The sequence below is a fragment of the Jannaschia sp. 2305UL9-9 genome (genome assembly GCF_041403465.1).
Classification (GTDB): Bacteria; Pseudomonadota; Alphaproteobacteria; order Rhodobacterales; family Rhodobacteraceae; genus Jannaschia.
Genome location: NZ_JBGEHM010000001.1, coordinates 720,220 through 744,631, shown reverse-complemented (window position 1 = coordinate 744,631; position 24,412 = coordinate 720,220). Strand labels below are relative to the sequence as shown.

Annotated in this window: 16 protein-coding genes and 1 tRNA gene; 13 read left to right on the top strand and 4 right to left on the bottom strand. The window is 63.0% G+C overall.

Annotated features, from left to right (window positions below; translation table 11 throughout):
- Positions 1-211: 211 nt before the first annotated feature.
- Genes V6N07_RS03590 through V6N07_RS03570 form a run of 5 tightly spaced genes read left to right on the top strand, consistent with a single transcriptional unit; the run spans position 212 to position 8,727 of the window.
- Positions 212-2,269 carry a hypothetical protein gene (locus V6N07_RS03590; RefSeq protein WP_371154103.1) on the top strand — a complete coding sequence of 686 codons (2,058 nt, stop codon included), beginning with the start codon at positions 212-214 and terminating at the stop codon, positions 2,267-2,269.
- Positions 2,266-3,360, top strand: a complete 1,095-nt coding sequence (locus tag V6N07_RS03585) for an OmpA family protein (protein ID WP_371154101.1) — start codon at positions 2,266-2,268, stop codon at positions 3,358-3,360. The genes V6N07_RS03590 and V6N07_RS03585 overlap by 4 nt, the downstream gene beginning before the upstream one ends.
- The gene (locus V6N07_RS03580) at positions 3,357-4,712 is read left to right on the top strand and encodes an EH signature domain-containing protein (protein ID WP_371154100.1); all 1,356 of its coding nucleotides are present in this window, start codon (positions 3,357-3,359) and stop codon (positions 4,710-4,712) included. The genes V6N07_RS03585 and V6N07_RS03580 overlap by 4 nt, the downstream gene beginning before the upstream one ends.
- Complete coding sequence (locus V6N07_RS03575) at positions 4,705-7,833, top strand: DEAD/DEAH box helicase (RefSeq protein ID WP_371154099.1); 3,129 nt, start codon at positions 4,705-4,707, stop codon at positions 7,831-7,833. The genes V6N07_RS03580 and V6N07_RS03575 overlap by 8 nt, the downstream gene beginning before the upstream one ends.
- 24 nt (positions 7,834-7,857) lie before the next feature.
- Positions 7,858-8,727, top strand: a complete 870-nt coding sequence (locus V6N07_RS03570) for a hypothetical protein (RefSeq protein WP_371154097.1) — start codon at positions 7,858-7,860, stop codon at positions 8,725-8,727.
- 458 nt (positions 8,728-9,185) lie between these two features.
- Here V6N07_RS03570 and V6N07_RS03565 read toward each other — a convergent pair whose 3' ends face one another.
- Positions 9,186-9,851 carry a Crp/Fnr family transcriptional regulator gene (locus tag V6N07_RS03565; protein ID WP_371154095.1) on the bottom strand — a complete coding sequence of 222 codons (666 nt, stop codon included), beginning with the start codon at positions 9,849-9,851 and terminating at the stop codon, positions 9,186-9,188.
- Between the two features lie 578 nt (positions 9,852-10,429).
- Positions 10,430-10,519 (bottom strand) — tRNA-Ser (locus tag V6N07_RS03560).
- Positions 10,520-10,656: 137 nt separating this feature from the next.
- Here V6N07_RS03560 and V6N07_RS03555 point away from each other — a divergent pair.
- Positions 10,657-11,130: a DUF302 domain-containing protein gene (locus tag V6N07_RS03555; protein ID WP_371154094.1), complete on the top strand. Its 474-nt coding sequence runs from the start codon at positions 10,657-10,659 to the stop codon at positions 11,128-11,130.
- Here the strand turns inward: V6N07_RS03555 and V6N07_RS03550 are convergent.
- The gene (locus V6N07_RS03550; protein WP_371154093.1) at positions 11,127-11,954 is read right to left on the bottom strand and encodes a LysR family transcriptional regulator; all 828 of its coding nucleotides are present in this window, start codon (positions 11,952-11,954) and stop codon (positions 11,127-11,129) included. The genes V6N07_RS03555 and V6N07_RS03550 overlap by 4 nt on opposite strands.
- An 89-nt stretch (positions 11,955-12,043) precedes the next feature.
- Here V6N07_RS03550 and V6N07_RS03545 point away from each other — a divergent pair, with 89 nt between their 5' ends.
- From V6N07_RS03545 to mdoH, 7 genes are all read left to right on the top strand, one after another.
- A complete protein-coding gene (locus V6N07_RS03545; RefSeq protein ID WP_371154092.1) occupies positions 12,044-13,189 on the top strand; it encodes an acyl-CoA dehydrogenase family protein in 1,146 nt (381 codons plus the stop codon).
- Positions 13,186-14,790 (top strand): thiamine pyrophosphate-binding protein, encoded by a 1,605-nt coding sequence (locus tag V6N07_RS03540; protein ID WP_371154090.1) that lies wholly within the window; start codon positions 13,186-13,188, stop codon positions 14,788-14,790. Before V6N07_RS03545 ends, V6N07_RS03540 begins: the two co-directional genes overlap by 4 nt.
- On the top strand, positions 14,777-15,970 hold the full coding sequence (locus V6N07_RS03535; RefSeq protein WP_371154088.1) for a CaiB/BaiF CoA transferase family protein: 1,194 nt from the start codon (positions 14,777-14,779) through the stop codon (positions 15,968-15,970). The genes V6N07_RS03540 and V6N07_RS03535 overlap by 14 nt, the downstream gene beginning before the upstream one ends.
- A gap of 161 nt (positions 15,971-16,131) precedes the next feature.
- A complete protein-coding gene (locus V6N07_RS03530; RefSeq protein WP_371154086.1) occupies positions 16,132-17,493 on the top strand; it encodes a tetratricopeptide repeat protein in 1,362 nt (453 codons plus the stop codon).
- Positions 17,494-17,521: 28 nt separating this feature from the next.
- Positions 17,522-18,817, top strand: coding sequence for an OpgC family protein (locus tag V6N07_RS03525; protein ID WP_371154085.1), 1,296 nt, complete (start codon positions 17,522-17,524; stop codon positions 18,815-18,817).
- Complete coding sequence (locus V6N07_RS03520) at positions 18,814-20,325, top strand: glucan biosynthesis protein (RefSeq protein WP_371154084.1); 1,512 nt, start codon at positions 18,814-18,816, stop codon at positions 20,323-20,325. Before V6N07_RS03525 ends, V6N07_RS03520 begins: the two co-directional genes overlap by 4 nt.
- Positions 20,310-22,178: a glucans biosynthesis glucosyltransferase MdoH gene (mdoH, locus tag V6N07_RS03515; protein WP_371154082.1), complete on the top strand. Its 1,869-nt coding sequence runs from the start codon at positions 20,310-20,312 to the stop codon at positions 22,176-22,178. The genes V6N07_RS03520 and mdoH overlap by 16 nt, the downstream gene beginning before the upstream one ends.
- 119 nt (positions 22,179-22,297) lie before the next feature.
- Here mdoH and V6N07_RS03510 read toward each other — a convergent pair whose 3' ends face one another.
- Positions 22,298-24,388: a dipeptide ABC transporter ATP-binding protein gene (locus V6N07_RS03510; protein WP_371154080.1), complete on the bottom strand. Its 2,091-nt coding sequence runs from the start codon at positions 24,386-24,388 to the stop codon at positions 22,298-22,300.
- Positions 24,389-24,412 lie beyond the last annotated feature (24 nt).

The following is a 24,412-nucleotide window of genomic DNA, read 5'->3' as shown; positions in this document are numbered from 1 at the left end:
GACGGCGCAGGTTGATGCTTTGCATTCTTCATGATTATGTATTGATTGAAGAAATTTACATGCCAAACCCTACAGCTCAGACAGGCATTGGTCGCGCCAGAAGGGGCATGCGCCGGAACGCAATTTGATACGCATCTACAAAGCCGGGATGGGCGCACCAGCTCAGCCGATACCTTTTTAATCTTCTTGAAGTGATCAGGAGCAATTTGTTTTGAACGATTTCGGTGCAGCGCTTGGCCTCTACCTTAAAGATGGCATCATAGCCATCGCAGAAGCATTGACTTTGTCTGATAGCCGACCCGGTCAGATTGCGGGCATCTTGGCACTGATGACCATAGTTTTTTCAGTGTGGTATATTATACGGACGCGGAGGCAATTGAATGCAGTTCGATTGCTCGACAAAAAAATCCGTGCCTATCCAGACATTCGTTCCTTCGCTGAAGGGCATGCTGAGCTTATTCACGAACTACGGTCTGGCTTTCCGAAGAAAGGCCCTCGACAAACCGTCTGGGAAGCTTTTGACGAATTCAACGAGACTGTCGTGCGAGACGACGTCGATGGCCCTCCGACCATCCGAAACTCGATTCGCCCCGCATCGTTCCTGAACGTTGATGATCTGGGATTCGGGCCAGGCTTCTTCCGAATCCTTCCCAACACTCTCGTTTCAGCCGGGCTACTGCTGACCTTTTTGGGCCTCGTCGCGGCGCTCCATCAGTTTTCGCAGTCCATGGACGTCGGTGCAGCCGGCATGGATGCAGCGATGCGGGATTTCATGCAGATCGCTTCGGCCAAGTTCGTCATGTCTTTGGTCGGCTTGTTCTGCTCCATCGTGTTTACCTTCCTACTCCGGACACAACAGAACAAGCTCGACGCCGCCCTTCATCGCCTGTGCATCGGGATCGAGCGGCGTCTCGTTTTTGTAAGCCTCGAAGATCTTGGATTCCGCCAACTCCGCGCTGCTACCGAGCAACGCGAGTATCTTCGGGAGATCGGCATGGGCATGGTCGCGGAGCTTCAGAAGCCGCTGGAGGCCCTGCCCGATAGAATCACCGGCGCCATCGCCGACAAGATGGACCCGATCTTCGACCGTGTCAGTTCCATGGGAACAAGCAACATGGAAGGGTTGGTCGGCAACCTGTCGGATCAGCTCTCACACTCCGTCGGGAATGCCCTGACACGCGCCAGCGAGTCCTTGGGTGAGGCAACAGATCGGATCGGCCTCATGGTTGACCGGATGAACACGACCAATGAACAGGCCGGCGACGGTCTGCGTGACGCCCTTGATCAGATGGCGCGGGCAATCACCGAAATGCGCAATGAGGTGGCCGCAGGCGGTCGAACCGCCTCCGAAGCGATGAACGAAGGCGCGGACAAGCTTCTTTCTGTCATGAATGAAACTCTCGCGGGCATCCGGGACAATACAGGAGAAGGCACCCACGCAATGCGAACGGCTGCGGAGGAGATGCGCGCCGCCGCAGAAGGCTTTCGCGACACGTTGGCCAGCGCCAGCGAGGAAAGCAGTCAGGCGGCGCGAGAGAGGATGGCGCAAAGCAGTGCCGAGGCGGGTCAGGCGATCGAGGGCGCCGGCAAGACGCTGCTCGACAGCTTCCATCGGACCAGTGCCGATATTGCCAAGCTCGGCACCGACATAGGGAGCACCATCGGAGAGGAACTGCTGGGCCGGCTTGAGACGATCGGCCTCCGCCTCGAGGCGATGGCCGAGGCGGTCCAGCGCGGGGCCTCGGGCGCCCATAGCGCGGCGCAGGGGCTGAACACCGGGGCGGACGCCATCCACGGCGCGTCCGAAGGGTTCCGCACAGCCAGCCAAAGCCTCACGACAGCTACGGAGCCGCTCCGCGCATCTCATGAACGCATTGAAACCACGCTACGCCGGGTCGGGGATCTGGTCGAAACCGTTTCCGAGACCTTGATGCAAAACTCGGCATCAGCATCCGAGAACGCTGCGCATGTGCTGGAAACGGCACAGACAGCACTCGGCAACGAGCGCGAGGGTATCCGTCGCTCGCTCGAAGCTACTCATGCCGCCATGGCCCAGCTTTCCAGCGAGGCCGAGAAGCTGGACCAGATCGACGAGATGCTTGGCCGTGCCTTGACCGAATACAATGCCAAGCTGGAAGCCGCCCTCGGTTCCGCGCAGGACCATGTGAAAGAAATGAGTGAGACGCTTGACCCCGGCCTCCAAACTCTCAGAAGCGTGGTCGAGCAGGCAGAGGCGTTTCTTCCGTCACAGTCGCGGAGGCGTGCATGAGGGCGCAGGCAAGGCGACTCCGGCACGAGGAGGAAGAAGAGAACGCCTTCATTTCGATGACCGACATGACAGTCGGTTTTCTCTTCATCATGATGATCCTGCTCGCGTTCTTTGCCAGCCAAATGCAGGACCCCGATGCCGTTTCCCGATCGGAATACGATCGGATCATTCAGGATCGGGACGCCTGGCAGGAACGGGCCGAAACTCGTGCGGAAGTCATCGTGCGTCTCAACGCGGAGATCGAGGCGTTAGCGCAGCAGCGTGATCAGCTACAGACGCAGGTCAGCGATCTGAACGCCGCTCTCGATGTCGAGCGGGCGAAGGTAACCGAATTGAACTCGGAACTCGATGTAGCACGCACGCGGATCGCGGAATTGGAGGAGCGCATTCTGAAACTCCTTCAACAGATCTCCGAACTGGACGCAGAGATCGAGGATCTGCGCCGGCAACTCGCCGAATTGCAACAGATTGACCCCTTGGAGGCCTATCTTGCTCAGGTGGCTCAGGCGCGACGCGAGGTCCTGAAGCGCCTCCGCGACGCGATAAGGGCAGACTTTCCCGACCTTCAGGTGGAGCTGAGCGAGGAGTCCGACGCGCTGCGCTTCCAGGGCGAAGGCCTTTTCGCCTCCGGGCGGTCCGACCTGGCACGCGACCGGCGCGAGATCGTCGCGAGGCTGGCACAACGGCTCGACGAGGTTCTGCCCTGCTTTACGCTGGGCGAAGCCTCGCGCTTCGACCACGACTGCAATCCTGACTTTGTCATGATCGAGGCGGTTCAGATTGAAGGTCACACCGACGATGTCGGGACGGACCGGGTGAACCGCAACCTGTCCGCAGCACGTGCAAACAGCACTTTCTTCGCAATGACGCAGGCTGCTCCGAGGGTGATGCAACATCGGAATCTCAAGCGGCAGCCGGTGTTGTCGGTCGCCGCCTACGGCCCCGATCGCCCCGTTGCTTCGAACGAGACGCCCCAGGGCCGCGCGACAAATCGCCGGATCGACCTGCGGTTCATCATGGTGACCCCGCAGGACACTGACGGGATCGAGATCATTCGCGAGGCACTGGAAAGCGTTGGAGATCAGCAATGAATGGCGGGGAACCAGCTACATCTGAAACCCGACCACGGAAGACGGCGAGGGAGATACTGGGCCGGGATCAACCATTTCGTAGCCGCTCACTTCCTCCGCTCGAGCAGATCAGGCGTTCCGTGTCGAATATCCTGAGCCGATGGCCGGATGCCGTCCGAACGCCAGAGGACCGTGATCGCGAGAGGTTGGCCAAGGAGATGTTGAAGCGGATTTCGGAGTGGGACTGGTCAAATATCACAACGCAGCGCGTCAGTTCGGCGGCCGTGGCGGTTTTTGACGAGGAGCGACGATCGCGCCAGGATCTCTTGCCGGTCCGGGAATTCTACCTCACGGAAATCGCAACGCGAGAACCCGGCGCCTTTCTCGACGGTATGGTCGGCGTCTACGTCGAAAGCTTCGCCCCGGGCGCGGATCACACTCGGTGTCTTGCGGAGGCGCTGGCCGAGCGAAGCGCCGAACTTGGCGCTCGACCAGGCAAACTCCTCGCGGCTCTGCCCGAGCTGTTCAGCCCTGATGCCGCGCCGCTTGCCCTCGCCCGCATTATGCGAGACGCCGATGACGCTTACGCGCAACTGATGGCCATCGGCCTCACCAGCCCTCACACTTCCGGCCTCGCCAAGACGGCGCAGAAAACCTTTGTCGAATGCCTCTCACCCGATCTCGACAAAGCCGAGGCCCGCCGGAAACTTTTCAACTGGCTAACGCCCGAGAACGGACCCGTTCTTCAGGCGGGTGCCGGTCCCGCCGTGGAAGCGTTGCTGGCCCCATGGCGCGACCGCAGTCCTCCTGACCCGCTGCGCAACGAACTGAGCGAGGCTATCATCTCGGCCTGGAATGATCCGCGCCTGCACGCAGGTGGTATCTGGTCGGGATTCGACGGGGAGTTGCGCGCCGTCCTGCTGCGCTGGCTGACCCACCAGGACATGAAGTTCTTCTGTGACATGGTCACTGCCACGCAGAACAGTCACATGTGGCCGCCGCGCCGGGACTTCTGGCTCAAACTCTATCACGACGGGATGATCGATGAAGCCTGGGTCGCCTTTGGATCAGAGGCGCGGCGCTATGCGCAGCAGAACCTCTTGCGAGGAGGCAAGACAGACATGAACCGCCGTTTTGGCCGCCAGCTTGATCGCGGCGGGAGCACGTCGCTGCTGATCATGCGCATCGGCAACAAGGTTGTTGTGGACGGCTGCCACAGCTACAAAACGCATATTTTCCGCGCAGACGATAGAAGAACCCCCAAGCTCTACCAGCGACAATACTATTGCGACGACATCATGCGCGCTTCGCCGAACTCGAAACCGCACAACTCTATTCCAAGCTGGTCGCAGTGGGTCTTGCAGCATGTCTGAGGCCAAACCCGTCCATAGCATCACCGATGAAGCCATTGAAATCTGTTTCCCTTCCGCGAAGCAGGGTCTCCTCTCCCGATTGATGGCGAAACCGAGCGCGCGAAGCTTCACCGAGCTCGCGCCCGAAGACCGGGACCTGCTCTTCTCCATCGGCGACCTGCGCGCCTGGGGCGACACCCATCCAGATGAGGTGACCATCGCGCCGGATCACCTCCGCATCTCACATGACGCTGCTGCCAGCTTGAGTGCGCCAGCGGCGGACGCGCTTGGCCTGCCTCGCGCTGTCGACCTCATACTGAAGACCGACGTGACCGGAGTGCTCGGCCGTCCGGATTTCCGGCTTCACTACGAATGGTCGCGTAATGGCCGCCAGGAGCATCCGCGGCGCAGCGGCGCCGTCCTGCATACCTCCGACGGGCCGCGCCGCTTGCCACTCTGGATGAAACGGGCATTGGACCTTGCTGATAATTTCGACGCTACCCGCCCGGTCGAGGATCACTGGCGGGCGCTTGCCGAATTCCGCCGCGCGATCGAGCCGGATGACGTGATCGACCCCGAAATGCCCGCAAACCGCGAGATGGCCCAGCTGTCGATGACCGCCTTCTTGCGTGGCTTGGAGGTGCGGATAGCCGACCGGTTCTCGATAGCGCCGGATGCCTCGTTGGGTCAATTCGAGATCGTGCCCTATTCCTCCGAGCGGCTCGACAGTGACGGCATCGCCGATCACGAAATCTCGGAACAGAACGCAGAACTCACGGGCGAAGCGCTCGCCGTCTTCCAGCACCGCCTGCACACGCGCGGCGCCCGGCCCGCGTTTCAGCTTGGTAACAACTCCTATCTCGTAATCGACCGCGGCGCCGCTCCTGTGCTCGAAGAACTCGCGCGCGCCCAGAAAGCCAAGCGCGAGGAACGTCGCGCTTTCATCGAAAACCCGCGCAGGTTCATTACACATGCGGTGAACAGGCACCTCGAGGCAACTGGTGCCTTCGAAGGGCTCGAAGCTGCTGAACAAGAGGAGATGGTCGAGGCGATTGCCGGCCCGGCGCTCGTCGAAAGCCGAGAGTATTCGGAGCGGGTCACGGGCGTAACCGTCTACCAAAGGCCCCAGGACCCGATTGAAGGGAGCGGCACTACTTGGCTTCCTGAAGCCTTCGCGCAGCACATCGCCGAGGCGATTCAAACCATGCCTGACGGCGAGCTGCATAGTCTTCGCCAACACATGGCCGATGTTCTCGAAGATGGCGGCGATGCGCCGGCCGAGATCAATGGAGAGAGCGTCAAGGTAACTCCGGCTTGCCTGGCCGCCATCGATGGGGAGATCGAACGGCGCGGAAGCCTGACCATGCCAGACGAACCTGATGAGGGGCCCGGCCAAGCGTCCGACGCCGATGGCCCGATTATCCTCGACACGCTCGACAACTTCGACGAACTCTCTTGGGAGGCGCAATTCGCAGCCCGGACGCCTACCAACCCATCAATCCTGCCCGAAGCGATCCGAACGCCGCTTCACAAGCACCAAATAGAAAGCTTCGACTGGGCGCTGGCAGCATGGCAGGCCGGCTTGCCCGGCGTCCTCAATGCCGACGAACAGGGACTCGGCAAAACCTTGCAAACCATCGCCTTCTTGGCCTGGCTCAAGGAGCACATGAAGCAGCCCGCCGCAGCACACCGTGGTCCGATTCTTATCGTCGCGCCGACCTCCCTACTTCGAAACTGGGAGCAGGAGGTGGAAACCCACGTCGAGGGTCGTGGCTTCGGCACGCTCATCCGTCTTTATGGTGGCTCACTCGGCTCCCAGAAACGACGAGGCTCGCAGGGGACGGAAACCCAGACTGGTTTGCCGCAGCTCGACCTCGACTGGCTGGACGAGGCATTCGAAGACGGGCGCGCGCACCGCTACTGGCTTTTGACCACCTACACCACGCTCGCCAACTACCAGCACTCCCTCGGCCGCGTGCCCTTTTCGGCGATGGTCATGGACGAGATCCAGAACATTAAGAACCGCAATACACTCGCCTCGAAGGCCGTCGAGGCAATGAACGCTGATTTCCGTCTCGGCCTGACCGGCACACCGATCGAGAATGCTGCAATCGACCTTTGGACGATCATGGACCGCATCGCACCAGGTTGCCTCGGTTCGGGGACCGAGTTCCGCGAGCAGTATGCCGAGCCGAATGCCGAAAACATGGCCGACCTCCATGCGCGCATATTTAAGCCAAACGGGAGAAGACCGCCCCTTGGTCTGCGCCGCCTGAAAGACGAGGTCGCCCGCGATCTACCGCAGAAGCGCAGGTTCCTGCACCCGCGTCTGATGCCGAAGGAACAGGCCGACGCCTACGATCTTGCCCAGCTGAAACTGGCCAATGGAGGACCGGGCGCCGCCCTCAAGATGCTGCACCACATCCGCTCGGTCTCCGTCCATCCCGGCGTTAGCGGGGCCGAACCGCCTGAGCAATTCATCGCGAAGAGTGCCCGGCTCGACGCGGTCATCGACATTCTGCACCGCATCCGGGAGGCGGGTGAACGAGTGCTCGTATTCATCGAACATCGAGACATGCAATTCCGCTTTGCCGAGATCATGCGTCACATGTTCGGCCTCGATCGGATCGACGTGATCAATGGTGACACGCTGATCCCTCGACGCCAGGAAATCGTCAATCGTTTCCAGCGCCACCTTAGAACGGATGGCGGGTTCGACATGCTGATCCTGGGGCCCAAGGCCGCCGGCACAGGCCTGACCCTGACGGCGGCGACACATGTGGTTCATCTGTCTCGGTGGTGGAATCCGGCTGTGGAGGAACAGTGCAATGACCGCGTCCACCGCATCGGCCAATCGCGGCCGGTTTCCGTGCATATTCCGATGGCGCTTCATCCGGAACTTGGCGCGCAGAGCTTCGATGGCCTGCTTCAGAGCCTCATGCAGCGCAAGCGCCGACTGGCCGAACAGGCACTTTGGCCCATGGGAGACAGTAAGGTCGATGTCGCGGGGCTGACCGAAGCAGTGGCCTCCCGAGAGCGCGGACAGCATGGAGTGATCTCTGAGATCATGGCCGAGCAATTAAAGCGCGATGGGATCGCGCCCGTCTCGCCCGGCGCCGACGGCTCCTACGCGCTTCCCTGAGCAAGGTATCGAGAAGGACCTCACATGAATGTTACACGCGGCCTGATCATCGCCGATCCCTGGATTGGCCATATACTCGATGGTCGGAAAGACTGGGAAATGCGTTCGCAGGCGACGTCAGTCCGCGGATGGTTCGGCCTCATCCGAAAGGGAAGCGGCACCGTCGTGGGGCTCGCCCGCCTTGTGGACTGCGGCAAGGCTCTGGATCAGGCCCAGATGATCGCGAATTTCGATCACCACCGCATCCCTGTTGACATGATCCGCCGCGGCGAGGTCGCGAAGTGGGTCGTGCCCTGGAAGCTGGCGGACGTCATCCCGCTCGCACCTTCCGTTCCCTACAAACACAAGGCCGGTGCTGTCACATGGGTCACACTGTCGCCTGACGTCAGCGAGAAACTCGCGCCTTACATCGCGCACCGGGACCCGTCGGAAATCGACCGTCCGTCCCCGAGCCGCTCGGTCGACCATTCCAGGCCCCTGTCGACCGCATGCGACCTGGCCCCCAATCCCGTTCGTCGAACTGCGGGACCGGCTGCACAGGCCGCACCCTTGCCGGCGGGAAAGCACGAGGTCCTTGGGCAAAGCGTCCTGAGCGGCGGGAATATCCGCAACAACCATGTAAAGCTGTCACCCCTCATGCATGCATTTCCTCAAGACGTGATTGGGGGCTCCAATAAGGCCGAGGCCGCGCCGCGCCGTCTGGAAATAGATTGGGGCGGACCCGAGCCTGCCAAGACGGACATTGATGGGACGAAGTCCATTTTCCGGTCTCGGGGATGGGTCCGGCGGTTCTTCGCGGCCTCTGGAGCGAGGGAAGGCGACATCATCGTCTTCACCAGAAGGGGACCGTATCGCATCAGCGTGCACCTCGAACGAACCACGCCAGGGCTGTGACTTGGCAGCGTCGCTCTCGACCGCTCGCAGTATCATGGGAGAGAGGTCCGGGCGCGCGAAAACCGAAAGCCCCTTGCCGCTTGGCACAGGTTACGGCACATTCGCTGCCACACTGCGGAGTCGGATAGGAGTCGCTCCATAAAAGTGTCGAAATTTCAGCGTGTTGGCATAGACGCTCCTGCCCCTACCGCCGGAGCCAAAATTTCTCTTAGTTTTGGTAAATTCTTAACGGCTAGTCTGAGCCGCTTTTTTCGAGCGCATCTTCGAGTCGCTTTGGGCTGCTGAACGCTTTCATGTCGACGCTCGATGGCTATCAGTCGTCGTCAGTCAGCTTCCGGTTGCGTTCGCTGCGGGCAATGGGACGAAGGCCTCACATCATACAGATCTCAACTTCCGTTGTCGCCAGCTTCACACGAGCCTTGCGTTGCGCAGCCTGAACGAAACCCTCGACACCGCAATCAGGGGCCCTTGGCCAAGGCGCGTAGGGCGGGTTTGTCCGTGACGGCGATCCGTCCCCGTGATTGCGCTATGAATCCCCGTTTCTGGAAATCGTGCAGAACGCGGCTGATGACTTCGCGCGCCGTCCCCAGCTCGCTTGCGATCCGAGCGTGCGTTGCCGCGATCTCCTTGTTATCGCCGACCAGCGTCAGCAGGCGGTCGGCCAGGCGGACGTCGATCCGGCCGAAGGCGACATCGTCGACGACGCGCAAGAGGTCAATCAGGCGCCGCGAATAGGCCGCGAAGACGAAGCTGCGAAACGCGGGCTCCTCCGCGACGAGGGCATCGAACGAAAGCCTCGGCAGGACGACCACGATGATGTCGGACTCCGCCACGCCTTCGGCATTATACGCCTCCTCCGACAGCATGCAGGCGGTCGTGAGGACACAGCTTTCGCCCGCATCGACCCGGTATAGCACGATATCGCGTCCGTTTTCCGACGTCTGTGAAATGCGGATGGTCCCCTCGAACAGGAACAGCAGGCTATCCGGCACGTTGCGCGGGCCGAACACCTCCTGACCCGCGGCATAGGCCTGCACATGCGCGACGCGGAGCAGCCTGTCGCGCACGTCGCGTGGCAGGGCACGGGTTCCCTGAAAGCGTTCTGTCCAATCGCCGATGTTCATTTCGGTCTCCCCATGGCCGGCGGGTCCAGTTCGATCGGCGCAATACGCGCCCGCAGTTCGCTCTTCTTCGATGTCCTGTCTGTGGCGGTCATGTCATCCAGAACCTACATGACGTCCTGCGTGCCTGTCTGAGGGGCGCGCAAGAGCGGCAAAGGTCGAACAGCGGCCAGTTGCAGCGACCAAAGCGCATAGTTCGAACAAGCCGTCAGTCTATATCGCCCCCCCCCCTTGGCAAACTTGTATCGAGGGTATGAGGTTTGACAAGTTCGCCGCGCTTTTCGTCGAACATACGGGGCAGGGACCTCAGCGCAGCAGTTGGTATTCAAGGACGGATCGAAGCCATGACACTGTTGCTGGGGATCTCGTTCCCGCTCGGGATCAGTTCACCCGGCTAGGACGGAGGTTGATGGAGCTTGCCGTTCCCCAATCTGCGAGATCCTGCTTGCCATGGAATCCGGCTGGACGACCCGAAACTGTCGACGACTTCCGCGGAACCCCGTGCGCGATGTTTCGCAACCTGCACAATCGTCCGAAAACAATCCTGACAAATCGTTCACATCGTACGTGCTGAAGAGGGGTGGCGGACAGACAGGGATTCGAACCCTGGAGACGGTCTCCCGCCTACACACTTTCCAGGCGTGCGCCTTCGACCACTCGGCCACCTGTCCGTGGGGCGCGATTTAGCTAAGCATGACCGGGCGCGCAAGGCCTTAGATGGCGGATATGTGAAGTTGCGGACGGTTGCCTGTTTGCCGACGGTGGGCGACCGTTGTCGCAACGATGTCCACAACGGGGGAAACGGGATATGTCGATCAAAGCTGGCCTTGCCGCCCTGATGCTTGCCGGTCCGGCCGTAGCACAGGATGTCGCGGATATGGCGCCGCGCGATGGCTGGGTGGTGATCGCGACCGACAAGCCCTTCGACGTCCTCGTTGACGACACGCGGGCAGGGGCCTCTGCCGGGGGGCTGGCGGTCGTCACGATGGCGGGCCCGACGGCGGCCGCCGCAAATCGGCGGATCACGATCCCCGGAAACCGGGTCATTGGCCTCTACAACAACGACTATGCGGTGCGTGTCCTGCGTCTGTCCACGGCCGCGATGATCGAGGCGCCGATGCGGGCCTATGTGACCGAGAATGCGGACGGCACCGCAACGCTCAGCTACAAGCAGCCGTCCGTGATATTGGCCCCCTATGTCGCCGACGCCCCCGGACTTGCCGACATCGGGCAGGAGCTGGATGCCGCCTTCGCGAAGGTGGCCGATGCCGCGACGGACTAGGCCAGCAGCAGTCGCGCAAGGGTTTCCGCCTCAGCATCCAGCGGAGATTCGCTGCGCGTGACGAGGACGAGGTCACGCCAGACCTGCAACGGGATCAGGTCGCAGGATTTTCGTGCGCGCCCGAGATCCACCTCGGGCAGGATGGTCGCGCCAAGACCCGCGTCAAGACAGGCCAGAATGGTGTCGACATGGTCCAGCACGATCCTCGGGGCATCCGACAGCCTTGCGTGGTGCGACGACTCTGCGGCGATGAGGCGACCAATGCCGGTGCCCGGCGCGAACTGAAGGAATGGCGGCCTGTCGTCCGCGCCCTTTGGCACGGCCAGCATCAGGCGATCGCGCGATATCCGAACGTGCCGCGTGCCGCCCATGGGCACCCCCGTCGCCGTTACCACCGCCGCGTCGAGCGCGCCGGAGGCAACCGCTGTCTCCAACGCCTCGGACAGGCCGGTGCGAACATCGAACCGTGCATGGGGCAGCGATGCAGGCGCGTTGGCAAGGAACGACGGCAGCAGGCGGGCCCCGGCACTGGCGACGATGCCAAGGCGGAATCGTCCTGTCAGCGGCACATCCGGTCCCGTCAGAGCGCGCAGCGCATCCTCGGCCACGAGGACATCTTTCGCGGCCTCGGCCACGCGCCGCCCAAGCGCGGTCAGGCGCGGGGGACGAACACTGCGGTCGAACAGCGACGCGTTCAGCGAGGCTTCAAGTGCCTTCATCTGCATGGAGACGGCAGAAAGCGTCATGTGCAGACGCTCCGCGGCACCTTGGAATGACCCGAGGCGCGCGATTTCACGCAAAGTGCGCAGGTCACGGTTCTGCATGTTCGGAAACCTTGAACTTGAAATGCATATTAATTCGATTGTCGTGTAGTAAGCGGTGTCCGATCATCTGTCCAACGACGGAGGGATGGATGACGGATGAGCTGACGCGGGCGCTGACCCTGCTGCCGCAACTCAGGGCCCGGGCCGCGACATGGGACCGAGAGCGTCGGTATTGCCATGACAACGTAGCGGATCTGACCGAGGCGGGGCTGATGGGCATGTCGATCCCGCCGCATCTTGGCGGGCCCGGTCTGTCGCTTGGGCAGATCATTCCCATCGTGGCGGCCGTTTCCGGGGCCTGCACACTGACGGGACGTATTCTTGTCGAGGGGAACATGGGCGCGCTGAGCGCGGTGATGGCCTATGGCACCCCCGCGCAACAGCAAAGGGCCGCGGCGCTGGTGCTTGCCGGTGACAAACCTGCGATCTGCATCACCGAACCGGGCGCCGGATCGGATGCCCGCTCGATGGTGACACGGGCCACGCGGGTGCGCGGCGGATGGCACCTGAACGGCGTCAAACACTGGATCACCGGGGGCGGGATATCGCGGCTGCACCTCGTGTTCGCACGGACGGAGGTCGGCATTCGCGGGTTTCTCGCGTTTCCGGGGCCGGGTTTGACCGTTGCGCGGTTGGAACGGACGATGGGCCTGTGCGGAATGCCGGAGGCGGAATTGCGGTTCACGGACCACTTCGTGCCGGATGACATGGCCCTCCCGAACGCGACCTTCGCGGACCTGATCGACGCCTACAACACACAGCGCGTCGGGGCGGCGACGATTGCCCTCGGCGTCGCGACGGAGGCGGCGCGCCTTGCAGCGGACTATCTGGGCGAGCGGAGGCAATTCGGCCGACCGCTTGCGGACTTTCAGGGGTTGCAGTGGATGCTGGCGGATATGGACACCGAATTGGCCGCCGCCCGTCTGTTGATCGAGGATGCCGCCGCTTCGGCCAATCCGTTCCCGGACCGGACCAAGGCCGCGCGGGCCAAGCTCCTCGCCTCGGAAACGGCAGTCCGCGTCGTCGACCGTGCGCTCCAGATGCATGGCGCCCGCGGCTATGGTGGGGAAACGCCGCTGGAACGGATGTACCGCGACGTGCGGATGTTCACCATTGGCGGCGGCACGACGCAGGTTCTGCGCACCCAGATCGCGGGTCACGTTCTCGGGAGGAAACTGCCCCAGACGCGCGACATGATTGACCCGCCCCGCCGGAATGATATGGCGGCTGAATGAGCACCATTCGCGCCGCCGACGCCCTTGCCCGTCGCCTTTACGCCGCCGGCTGTCGCCGTGCCTTCGGAATGCCGGGGGGCGAAGTTCTGACCCTCGTCGATGCCCTGCAGGATGCCGGGATCGAGTTCGTCCTGTGTCATCACGAAAATGCGGCGGGTTTCATGGCCGAAGGCGGTCATCATGTGGACGGCGCCCCTGCCATCTTGGTGGCGACCGTCGGTCCCGGCGCTATGAACGGGGTCAACGTCGTGGCCAACGCGGATCAGGACCGCGTGCCGATGATCGTGCTGACAGGTTGCGTCGATGCCGATGAGGCCGAGACCTATACACACCAGGTGCTGGACCACCGCGCCGTCTTTGCGCCGATCACGAAGGCGACGTTCACCCTGACGGCCAAGGCCGCGGCGGTGCAGGCCGACAAGGCGGTGCGGATCGCGACGGGCGGTGCCGGCGGGCGTGCGGGGCCGGTGCATGTCGATGTGCCCATTTCTGTCGCGGATGCCCCCGTCGCGGATGATTTCGTGATGTTGCCCGATACGGCACCCGGCTCGATCGGGGCTGGTGCGCTCGCGACCGCGCGCGACTGCCTGGCGCGCGCCGAGCGGCCGATCATGCTGGCTGGCCTCGACGCGGTTCGCGACGATGCGGGCGATGCGATCCGCGCCTTCTGCGAGGCGCATCAGGTGCCGCTGGTCACGACCTACAAGGCCAAGGGGCTCCTGCCCGAGGATCACGCGCTCGCCTTGGGTGGGGCCGGCCTGTCGCCATTGGCCGACCGGCATCTGCTGCCGCTTTTTCGTCAGGCCGACCTGATCATCCTTGCAGGCTATGACCCGATCGAGATGCGCACGGGGTGGCGCAACGTCTGGGATCCGGCGGAACAGCATGTCCTCGACATCAGCCATGCGCCGAATACGCACGGCATGCATCGCGCCGGCCTTGAGGTGGTCGCCCCGGTGGGGCAGGTGCTGGATGCGATGGCCGACGTGTCGCCGCGTCCGGTCTGGTCCGTCGCGGATGCGCGTGCCAACCTGCGGGCGGCGTTCGAAGCCGACGATTGGGGCCCCGATGCGGTCGTGGCCGTCAGTCGGGAGGTCGCGCCAAGGGGCACAATCGCGACGGCGGACAGCGGGGCCCACCGGATCCTGCTGTCGCAGATGTGGTCCTGTGACGGGCCACGGCAGTTGTTGCAGTCGTCTGGGCTCTGTACGATGGGCTGCGCCCTGCCGTTGGCGATCGGCGCGAAACGTGCGGCACCTGATCGTCCGGTCATCGCCTTCATGGGGGACGCCGGTTTCCTGATGGTCGCGGGTGAGCTGGCCTCTGCCGCTGCGTTCGGCCTGCCGGTGGTTTTCGTCGTGTTCGTCGACCGGTCGCTGGCCCTGATCGAGTTGAAGCAGAGACAGCGACAGATGAGCAATGCAGGCGTCGATTTCGGCCATTTCGACTATGCCGCCATCGCGCGCGCCTTTGGCGGACATGGCCGGACGGTCGGCGACCGCGCGGCGCTGCGGTCCGCAATGACAGAGGCGTTGGCGGCCGATACCTTCACCGTCATCGCCGCCGAGATCGACAGGAAAGCCTATGATGGACGCATCTGACGCCATGCCGAAAGGCCCCCTCACCGGGGTGCGCATTCTCGACCTCAGCCGAATTCTTGCCGGCCCGACCTGCACGCAGCTTCTGGGTGATCTGGGTGCCACGGTCCTGAAGGTCGAGAACCCCGGAACGGGTGGCGACGATACCCGCCAATGGGGGCCGCCCTACGTTAAGGACGGGTCGGAAGATACGGATTTGTCGGCATATTTCATGTGCGCAAACCGCAACAAGCTGTCCGTGGCAATCGATATCGCAACGCCCGAGGGACAGGCCGAGATACGCCGTCTCGCGGGGATGGCCGATATCTTCATCGAGAACTTCAAACCCGGTGGCCTTGCCAAATACGGGCTGGATCAGGCCAGTCTTGCAACGGAACACCCGCGCCTCGTCTATTGTTCGATCTCCGGCTATGGACAGACGGGACCGAACCGCGAAAAGCCGGGCTACGACCTGATGGCGCAGGGCTATGGCGGTATCATGTCGATCACGGGCGAACCGGACGGGGAACCGATGAAGGTCGGGGTCGGTATCGCGGACGTGATGTGCGGGATGTATGCGACCGTTGGCATCCTTGCTGCCCTGCGCCATGCGGAGGCGACGGGGCAGGGGCAGCATATCGATGTCGCCCTCGTCGATGCGCAGATCGCGTGGACGATCAACGAAGGCGTTAATACGCGCCTGACCGGCGAGGCGCCCCTGCGGCGCGGGAACGGCCATCCGAATATCGTGCCCTATGGCGTCTACGAGACGTCTGACGGCCATGTCATCATCGCGGTCGGAAACGACAGCCAGTTCCGCAGGTTCGTCGCCTTGTTCGGCTTGGACCATCTGGCAGATGATCCGCTGTTCGCGACCAACCCGGCGCGCATCGTCAACCGGGATGCGCTGGCCGATCATCTGGTTCCGGCGGTGCGCCGGAAATCCACGGACGACATGATCGCGATGCTGGAAGGCGCGCGCGTGCCCGTCGGACCGGTCCAGACGTTGCCACAGGTTTTCGCCTCTGATCAGGCGCAGGCGCGTGGGCTTGCGCTGGACATGACGTCAGATGGCCTGACACTGCCCCTGATCGGCAATCCCCTGCATCTGTCGCAGACGCCCGTGACCTATCGACGTCCCCCCCCGAGGTTCGGCGCGGACAACGCCCGCCTGGAGGCATCCGATCCTTTCTCAGAGGAGTGACGAGCGGGGCCTTGCCTGTTTCCGGGCCGGATGAGCGGCAACATGATCACCTGTCCCTGACGGGGGATAACGTGTCCGTCATATGGACCTTCGGCGTATAGGCGGACGGCGATCCCACGGCTAAGGCTGAAGCAACACTGCCAGCCCGCCGAGGATCCGCCATGACCCGCCATGATGTTTTCGACCAGCCGGTCACCCTGTCCGACGCGCATGCCGTGGCGGAATGGAATGCGATGTGTCTCGCGTTTCTTGCCCATGGCGCGGCCACGCCGGTCCACTTGGGAAAACTTCTCGAGGCGGCGCCCGAATATGCCGCGGGCCATGCGGTCAAGGGCTTGTTCTATGCACTGCTCGGGCGGCGCGAAACCCTTGCAGAGGCGACAAGCGCCTGTGCGAAGGCGCTGAGGCTGCCGCGGGGCAATACCCGTGAACAGGCGCTCGTGACCGCATTGCAGGCGATGCTCGCGCGCAGCCCCTCTCGTGCAATCGTTGCGTTGGAAGGCGTTCTGTCCCAAACGCCATCGGATACCCTTCTGATGAAGCTCAGCCATGCCCTGCGGTTCGTCATCGGCGACGCGCCCGGCATGCGTGCGTCGGTCGAACGGTCCCTGCCGGCCCATTCGCAGGATCATGCGGGGCGCGGGTTCCTGCTGGGGTGCCATGCTTTCGCGTTGGAGGAAACGGGCGACTACGCCGCCGCCGCCCGCGCGGGGCGGGCCGCGCTGGCCGCGACGCCGAACGATGCCTGGGGTCTGCATGCGGTGGCGCATGTTCACGACATGACCGGCGATGCCCCCGGTGGCCTTGAATGGCTGACCGGTCGCGAAGCAGCCTGGCAGCAGTGCAACAACTTTCGGTTCCACGTCTGGTGGCACAAGGCGCTGATGCTGCTGGATCTTGGGCGTCTGGACGAGGCGCTAGCCCTTTATGATGCTGAAATCAGGTCGGAAAAGACCGACGATTATCGCGACATCTCGAATGCGACCTCGCTGTTGTCACGGTTGCAACTGGAAGGCGTGGATATCGGTCACCGGTGGGAAGAACTGGCCGATCTGGCGGAGCATCGAACCGAGGACGGATGCCTGATTTTCGCTGATCTGCACTACCTTCTGGCGCTGACCGGCGATGGACGCGACGCCGCGATCGCACGGATGCTGGCACGGCTGTCGCGGGATGCCGAACGCGCGGGGGATGAGGTCGACGCCCGCATGGCCGTGCCCGGCCTCGCGGCGGCGCGGGGTCTCGAACATTTCGGCGAAGGGGAATATTCCGCGGCGTTCACCCACCTCGTTGCCGCACGCCCCGCGATGCAGGGGGCCGGCGGCAGCCACGCGCAACGCGACGTTTTCGAACGGATGACGATCGATGCAGGCATTCGGGCCGGTCGGCTGAGAGAGGCGGAACAGATTCTTGCCAGCCGAACAATTGCACGCGGCGGATACGAAGATGGCTATGCTGCGGCGCGGCAGCAGCTTATCGCACACGCAGCAACTATCGCTTGCCCGGATTCGGCAGGCGCGTAAGGCTGCACATGTTCAACAGGCTGATGCGATGACGACTACCTCTCCTTCGGCGGCTTACAGCCGCGCCCCGACTGCCCCTGTGACCGCCCCGGTCTCCTCAGCGCGCGATCCACGACTCGACTTTTTCCGCGGCATTGCAATGTTCATCATTCTTCTGGCTCATACGCCGGGGAACGCATGGACGCTGTGGATACCCGCCCGGTTCGGGTTTTCTGATGCGACGGAAATCTTCGTATTCTGCTCGGGAATGGCGTCCGCGATCGCATTCGGTCGGTCGTTCGACCGGTCATGGGCGATGGGCACCGCACGCATCGCGTTTCGCATCTGGCAGATCTACTGGGCGCATATCGGCATGTTCGTCGCGCTGGCCGCCATGCTTGCCGCGATCGATGCCTCGGGCTGGACGCCGGACAAGGTCTATATCGGCACGCTGAACCTGTGGAAGTTCTTCGCCGAACCCGCCCCCCAGCTGGTCGGCCTGATGACGCTGACCTATGTGCCGAACTATTTCGACATCCTGCCCATGTATATGGTCGTGCTGTTGTTCATGCCCGTCTACGTGGTGCTGGCGCGGGTGTCCGTGCTGGCGCTGGCCGTGGTCGTGGTTCTGGTCTGGCTGATGGCGCAGACCGCGCTGATGACGACGCTTGGCCTCGAACAGTTCCACCTCGCCTTCCCGGCCGAGCCCTGGTCCGACCGTGCCTGGTTCTTCAACCCCTTCGGCTGGCAACTTCTGTTCTTCACGGGGTTTGCCTTCATGCGCGGCTGGATTCCCGCGCCGCCGGTTCGTCCGTGGCTGCTGGGCCTTGCGTTGGCCGTGGTGATCGTCTCGTTCTTCCTGTCGTCGGTCGGGTTCCGCCTGTTCCAGACGGATCTGGTCAAGGGGATGTATATTGCCGCCACGGGTTGCGCCGAGACCGGCTTCGGCAGCTGCAACCCGGTCTTCGACTGGCGGCAGGACAACAAGGCCTGGTTCGACAAGTCCGATCACGCGATCCTGCACTATGTCCACTTCCTCGCGCTGGCCTACCTGTTCTGGGCCGCGGCGGGCGAGCATGGGCACCGTCTGGTTGCGAATGGTTCGGGATGGGCCGCGCGCATCTGGGATGAGTTCGTGACGATCGTGATGAAGGTCGGTCAGCAAAGCCTTGCCGTGTTTGTATTTTCCATGGTCCTTTCGCGGGTCAACGGCTTCCTTCTGGATGTCATCGGACGCACGGCCGGGACATGGGCCCTGATCAACTTGACGGGCTTCGGCCTTTTGGTGGCCTGTGCCTACGGGGCGGGCTGGTTCAAATCTCAACCATGGAGGGCGCGCAAATGAACCGTCGTGCGTTTCTGATGGCATCCGTTGCAATGGCGGCCCTGCCTGCGGCGGCTGACATGCCACGTTTCCTTTCGTCCGAACCGTTCGGTCCCGAAACCGTCGTCGAAATGGCCCGCGCGTTGTCGGCCACCCCGTTCGAGCTTCGCCCCTCGGTTCCCGAGGCATGGCGCGATCTGACGTATGACCAGTATCGCAAGATCTGGTTCAACACCTCCAAGGCAATCTGGGAGGGGTCCGATCTGCCCTTCCGGATGGACCTGTTCCACCCCGGTCTTTATTTCCCGCGCGCGGTCGAGGTGGACGTCGTTCAGGGGGACGAGGCGCATCGGTTGGCCTTCGACTATGCCCTGTTCGACAAGACGGATGACGCGCCGGACCTGCCTGTCGACGAGACGATGGGATATTCGGGCCTGCGCCTGCGCCACAAATACCCCGATGAAGCGAACTATCGGGAATTCGCGGTCTTTCAGGGCGCGAGTTATTTCCGGGCGATCGGTGCGGCCCAGAACTATGGCCTGTCGGCCCGTGGCCTCGCGCTGAGAACAGGCGATGCCGAGGGTGAGGAGTTTCCCGATTTCACCCGGATGTGGGTCGAGGAACCGGTCATGGGCGATGAGGCGATCGTCCTTCATGCCCTGCTGGACAGCCCCTCCGTTACCGGGGCCTATCGGTTTGTCATTCGTCCCGGCGCGGCCTGCACGATGGACGTGACGGCGACGATCTTTCCAAGGGTCGATCTGGACCATGTCGGCATTGCACCGCTGACATCGATGTTCCTCTACGATGAAACCAACCGGCCGCGGTTCGATGATTTCCGGCCTGCAATCCACGACAGCGATGGCCTGCTGATCTGGAACGGCAGGGGCGAGATGCTCTGGCGGCCGCTTGCCAACCCGGTGGAGTTGCAGGTCAGCAGTTTCGTCGACGACACGCCCCGCGGGTTCGGCCTGATGCAGCGTGCGGACAAGCTGTCCGACTTTGCGGATCTGGAGGCGCATTATCACGAGCGTCCGTCCCTTTGGGTCGAACCGGGCGAGGACTGGGGGCAGGGCGTCGTGCGCCTTGTCGAGATTCCGTCCGACAAGGAAATCTACGACAACATCGTGGCCTATTGGCGTCCGCGCACGCCCTTGGCCGCAGGGTCCGAGGCACAGTTCAGCTATCGTCTGTTCTGGGGGGATGCGGCCCCGCACCGGCGCGATGTCGCGCGCGTCCACAACACCCATATGGGCCGGAACTTCGACCGGGATCGCTGGCTGGCCGCCATCGATTTCGCCGCCCACCCGGCCCTCGACGGCGATCTGTCGGAACTGACGGTTCATGTCTCGTCGGGCACCGCCGACGTTTCCGAGGGGGTACTTCAACGTAACCCTGAAACCGGAGGGGCCCGAGTTGCGTTCACCTTTGATCCCGGCGACCGCCGCGCGGCGGAGATGCGGGTGCAACTGCTCAAGGACGGAACGACCGTCTCGGAGGTGTGGGTATATAGATGGACGGCTGTGTAAGAACGACGGATCCTTCTGCAACGATGCCACCGGCGTCCCCCTTGGCGCATCCCAAACAGGATCTGCGTCGGGGCTTTCGCGATATGGCCGCCCCGCACGGCGTGCGGGACGCTGCCGCCGCATATTGGCGCGGTGCCGTGTTCGCCCCCGCCGCGCTGGCTACCGCGGCGTTGTTGTGGGCCTTTCTGACGTGGTTCGCGACCGACGGCACGACCTGGGCCGAAGCCTTGCTGACCATGTTGATCGGCGTCGGTTTCTTCTGGATCGCCCTGACCTTCGTGACCGTTCTGGGCGGTGGCTTGTCGTTGACCCGGCCGACCTCCTCCGACGACGGAGAGGTCGCGCCGCTGGACGTTGCCCTGCTGATGCCCATCTACGAGGAGGATCCCTGGCAGGTCTTCGGCAACGCGGCCGCCATGATGGAAGCACTGACAAAGCGATCCGGTTGTCACCGCTATACCCTTTACATCCTGTCGGACACGCGCGGCCCCGACCGCGCACGCCAGGAAGAGGCCGCCTACGCCGCCATTCGGGATCGCCTGCCGGGCGTGCCGATCTGGTATCGGCGCCGGACCGAAAATACCGACCGCAAGGTCGGCAACCTTGCCCAGTGGGTCACGACCTGGGGCGGTGGACACGATGCGATGCTGGTTCTCGACGCGGACAGCCTCATGTCGGCCAGCGCGATCGGCGCCTTGTCGGATGCCTTGTCGCGCGATCCTTCTGCCGGCCTCATCCAATCCTTTCCTCAACTGATCGGCGCACGCACCCTGTTCGCCCGCAGTCAGCAATTCGCCAACGCGATCTATGGGGTGGCGCTGGCCGAGGGGTTGGCCCGATGGACCGGGCGCGAGGGGAATTACTGGGGACACAATGCGATCATCCGCACGGCGGCCTTTGCCTCCTCCGCCGGTCTGCCGCACATGCGCGGGCTGGGCGGCAAGCAGAACCTGATCCTGAGCCACGATTTCGTGGAGGCCGGTCTTCTGCGCAGGGCGGGCTGGTCGGTGCGTTTCCTGCCGCGTGTCCGTGGCAGCTATGAAGAGACACCGCCATCGCTGATCGATCATGTCCTGCGGGACCGTCGATGGTGTCGGGGGAACCTGCAACATCTGGGCCTGCTTGGAACACGCGGGTTCCACGCCCTGTCCCGTTTTCACCTGTTTCACGGTGCCGTGGGCTATCTGTTGTCGCCGCTGTGGTTCCTCCTCCTGACCCTCTGGGCGGCCATCGGCGTGTCCGAGGATCGTTCCGTCATCAACTACTTCTCGCCCGAGAATCCGACGCTGCCGAATTGGCCGGAAATGTCGCCGATCAACCATGTCTGGCTGATGGTGGTGCTTTACGGCCTGCTGCTGGCGCCGAAACTGATCGGCGCGGCGGCCCTGATCGGATCAGGCACCCCGCTTGCGCGACTGGGCGGCGGTTGGCAGTTTGCGGGATCCCTGCTGACCGAGATCGCTTTGTCCATCGCCTATGCGCCGATCATGATGGTGCAACAGACGCTTGCGGTGCTGGGCGCGCTGACCGGGCGGCACGTGGACTGGACCCCGCAAACGCGGTCCGGCGGGCAGTATGGCTGGCGCGTGCTTGCACGGTTCCATGCCGTCGAAACGGGCCTCGGTGCGCTTTTGCTGGTCGGAATGGTGACGGGATACATCTCGCTCTGGCTGTTGCCCGTGATGGCCAGCCTTATCCTGTCGGTCCCGCTATCGCGTCTGTCGTCGATGCCCTTCCCGTCGGGTCTTGCCACCCCTCAGGAAGTCCGGTCGCCGATCGTCGCGCGCCGTGCCGATCGCTGGCGGAGCGAGTTGCAGGCCGCCTTGCGGGCGGGTGTCACACCGGCGGAATAGGCCGCCACCGTTTATGTGACGGGGGCCGCCTTCTGGCCCCCGTCGTCATTTTCGTCAAACGATCCGAATGCAATTGGGCCGGCGCCATGAACCCATTGCGGGCCCATGGCAAAGCGCGGCTATTCGGCGGCGGTCACCTCGATGACAGGCTCCATCGCCGACAGGTCCGCGTCGGACAGGTGGCATTTGACCTGATGGCCCCCGGCAAGGCTGCGCATTGGCGGAACCTCCTGTTCGCACAGGTTGCCGGGCACCTTGTCCTTCCACCGGCAACGGGTCTGGAAAGGGCAACCGGGCGGCGGGTTCATCGCCGACGGAATATCGCCTTCCAGCACGATATGCTTCTTGGTGACCTTGGTGTCGGCAATCGGAACAGCGGACAGCAGGGCCTCCGTATATGGATGATACGGCGGGGCGAACACCTGATCCGTCGTACCCAGTTCGACGACGTGGCCAAGGTACATGACCATGACCCGGTCGCTGAGATACCGGACAATCGAAAGATCGTGCGAGATGAACAGAAGGGTTGTTTTCTGCTCGCGCTGGATTTCCATCAATAGGTCGGTCACCGCCGCCTGCACCGACACGTCCAGCGCGGACACGGGTTCATCCGCCACGACGATGCGGGCGTCACCGGCGAAGGCACGCGCGATACCGACGCGCTGCTTCTGACCGCCCGACAATTGTCGCGGCATCCTGTCCGCGAAGGCGCGCGGCAGCTTCACGAGGTCGAGCAGGTGCAGCATCCGCTCCCACCGGTCCTTGTCGCTGTCACCGTAGTCGAAGATTTCCAATGCGCGCACGATCTGTCGTCCGACCGTCATCGACGGGTTTAGCGTGTCGAAGGGGTTCTGGAACACCATCTGGATATCCGCGACCTGCTTGGTGCTGCGGCCTTCGATTGGCGTGCCCTGGATTTCCTGATTGTCCATCGTGATCGTGCCGTCGGTCGCTGTCTCCAACCCCATCAGCACCTTGGCAAGCGTGGACTTGCCGCAACCGGATTCACCCACGATGGCAAGCGTTTCGGATTCCCGCGCCTCGAACGACAGGGTCTCGTTGGCCTTGACGACCTTGTTGCCACCGCCACCGAACAGGGCGTTGGCCGCGACTTCGTAGTATTTCTTCAGGTTCTCGACCTTGAGGACAGGTGCGCCGATTTCCCGGCTGCCCTGTTCGATCACGGCGGCAAGGGGGGCGTTCCAGTCGATTTCCTCGAACCGCAGACACCGGGATTCATGCGTTCCAGCACCGTCCACGTCGCGCATGAAGATGTGACCCTGATCGCAACGTCCGGCCTCGAAATAATCGCAGCGCGGGCCGAAATTGCAGCCCGGCGGCCGTTCATGCGGCAGGGGGAAGTTGCCGGGGATCGCCACCAAGGGGCGGGAGTTCTTGTCCGCGCCGGGCAGGGGGATCGAGCGGAACAGGGCCTGCGTGTAGGGATGGCGCATCTTGTCGAACACGTCCGAGATCGATCCACGTTCGACCGCCTCGCCGGAATACATCACGCAGATCCGGTCACAGGTTTCGAGAACAAGACCCAGATTGTGCGAGATGAACAGCATCGAGGTGCCGTATTTCTTGCCAAGGTCCTTGACCAGATTGACGATACCCGCCTCGACCGTCACGTCGAGTGCGGTCGTCGGCTCATCGAGGATGAGAAGCGCAGGCTTCGACATCAGCGCCATGGCGATCACGATCCGCTGCTGCTGTCCGCCCGAAAGCTGGTGCGGATAGCTGTCGAGGATCCGGGCCGGGTCGGGCAGCTTGACGTCCGTGACGACCTGCAGCGCCATGTCGTAGGCATCCTTTTCGGATGCGTCGTCGTGCAGCATCGGCACTTCCATCAACTGGCGACCGATCTTCATCGCCGGATTGAGGGAGGCCATCGGCTCCTGATAGATCATTGCGATCTCGTTGCCGCGAATATCGCGCAATTCTTCCTGCGACATCTGGCTCAGGTCGCGGCCCTTGAACTTGATCGTGCCGCCGACGACGGCCCCGTTCTTTCCAAGGTCCTGCATCACGCCAAGCGCGACGGTCGACTTGCCGCAGCCGGATTCGCCGACAAGTCCGACGGCTTCGCCGGGGGCCACGTTCACGGAAAAATCCATTACGGCCGGGATTTCCCGCAAACGGGTGAAGAACGAGATCGAGAGCTTGTCGATCTCGAGGATCGGGCCGTCATAGTCAGGCGTCTTGTTCATGGGTCCGGTCCTTGTCTGTTAAGC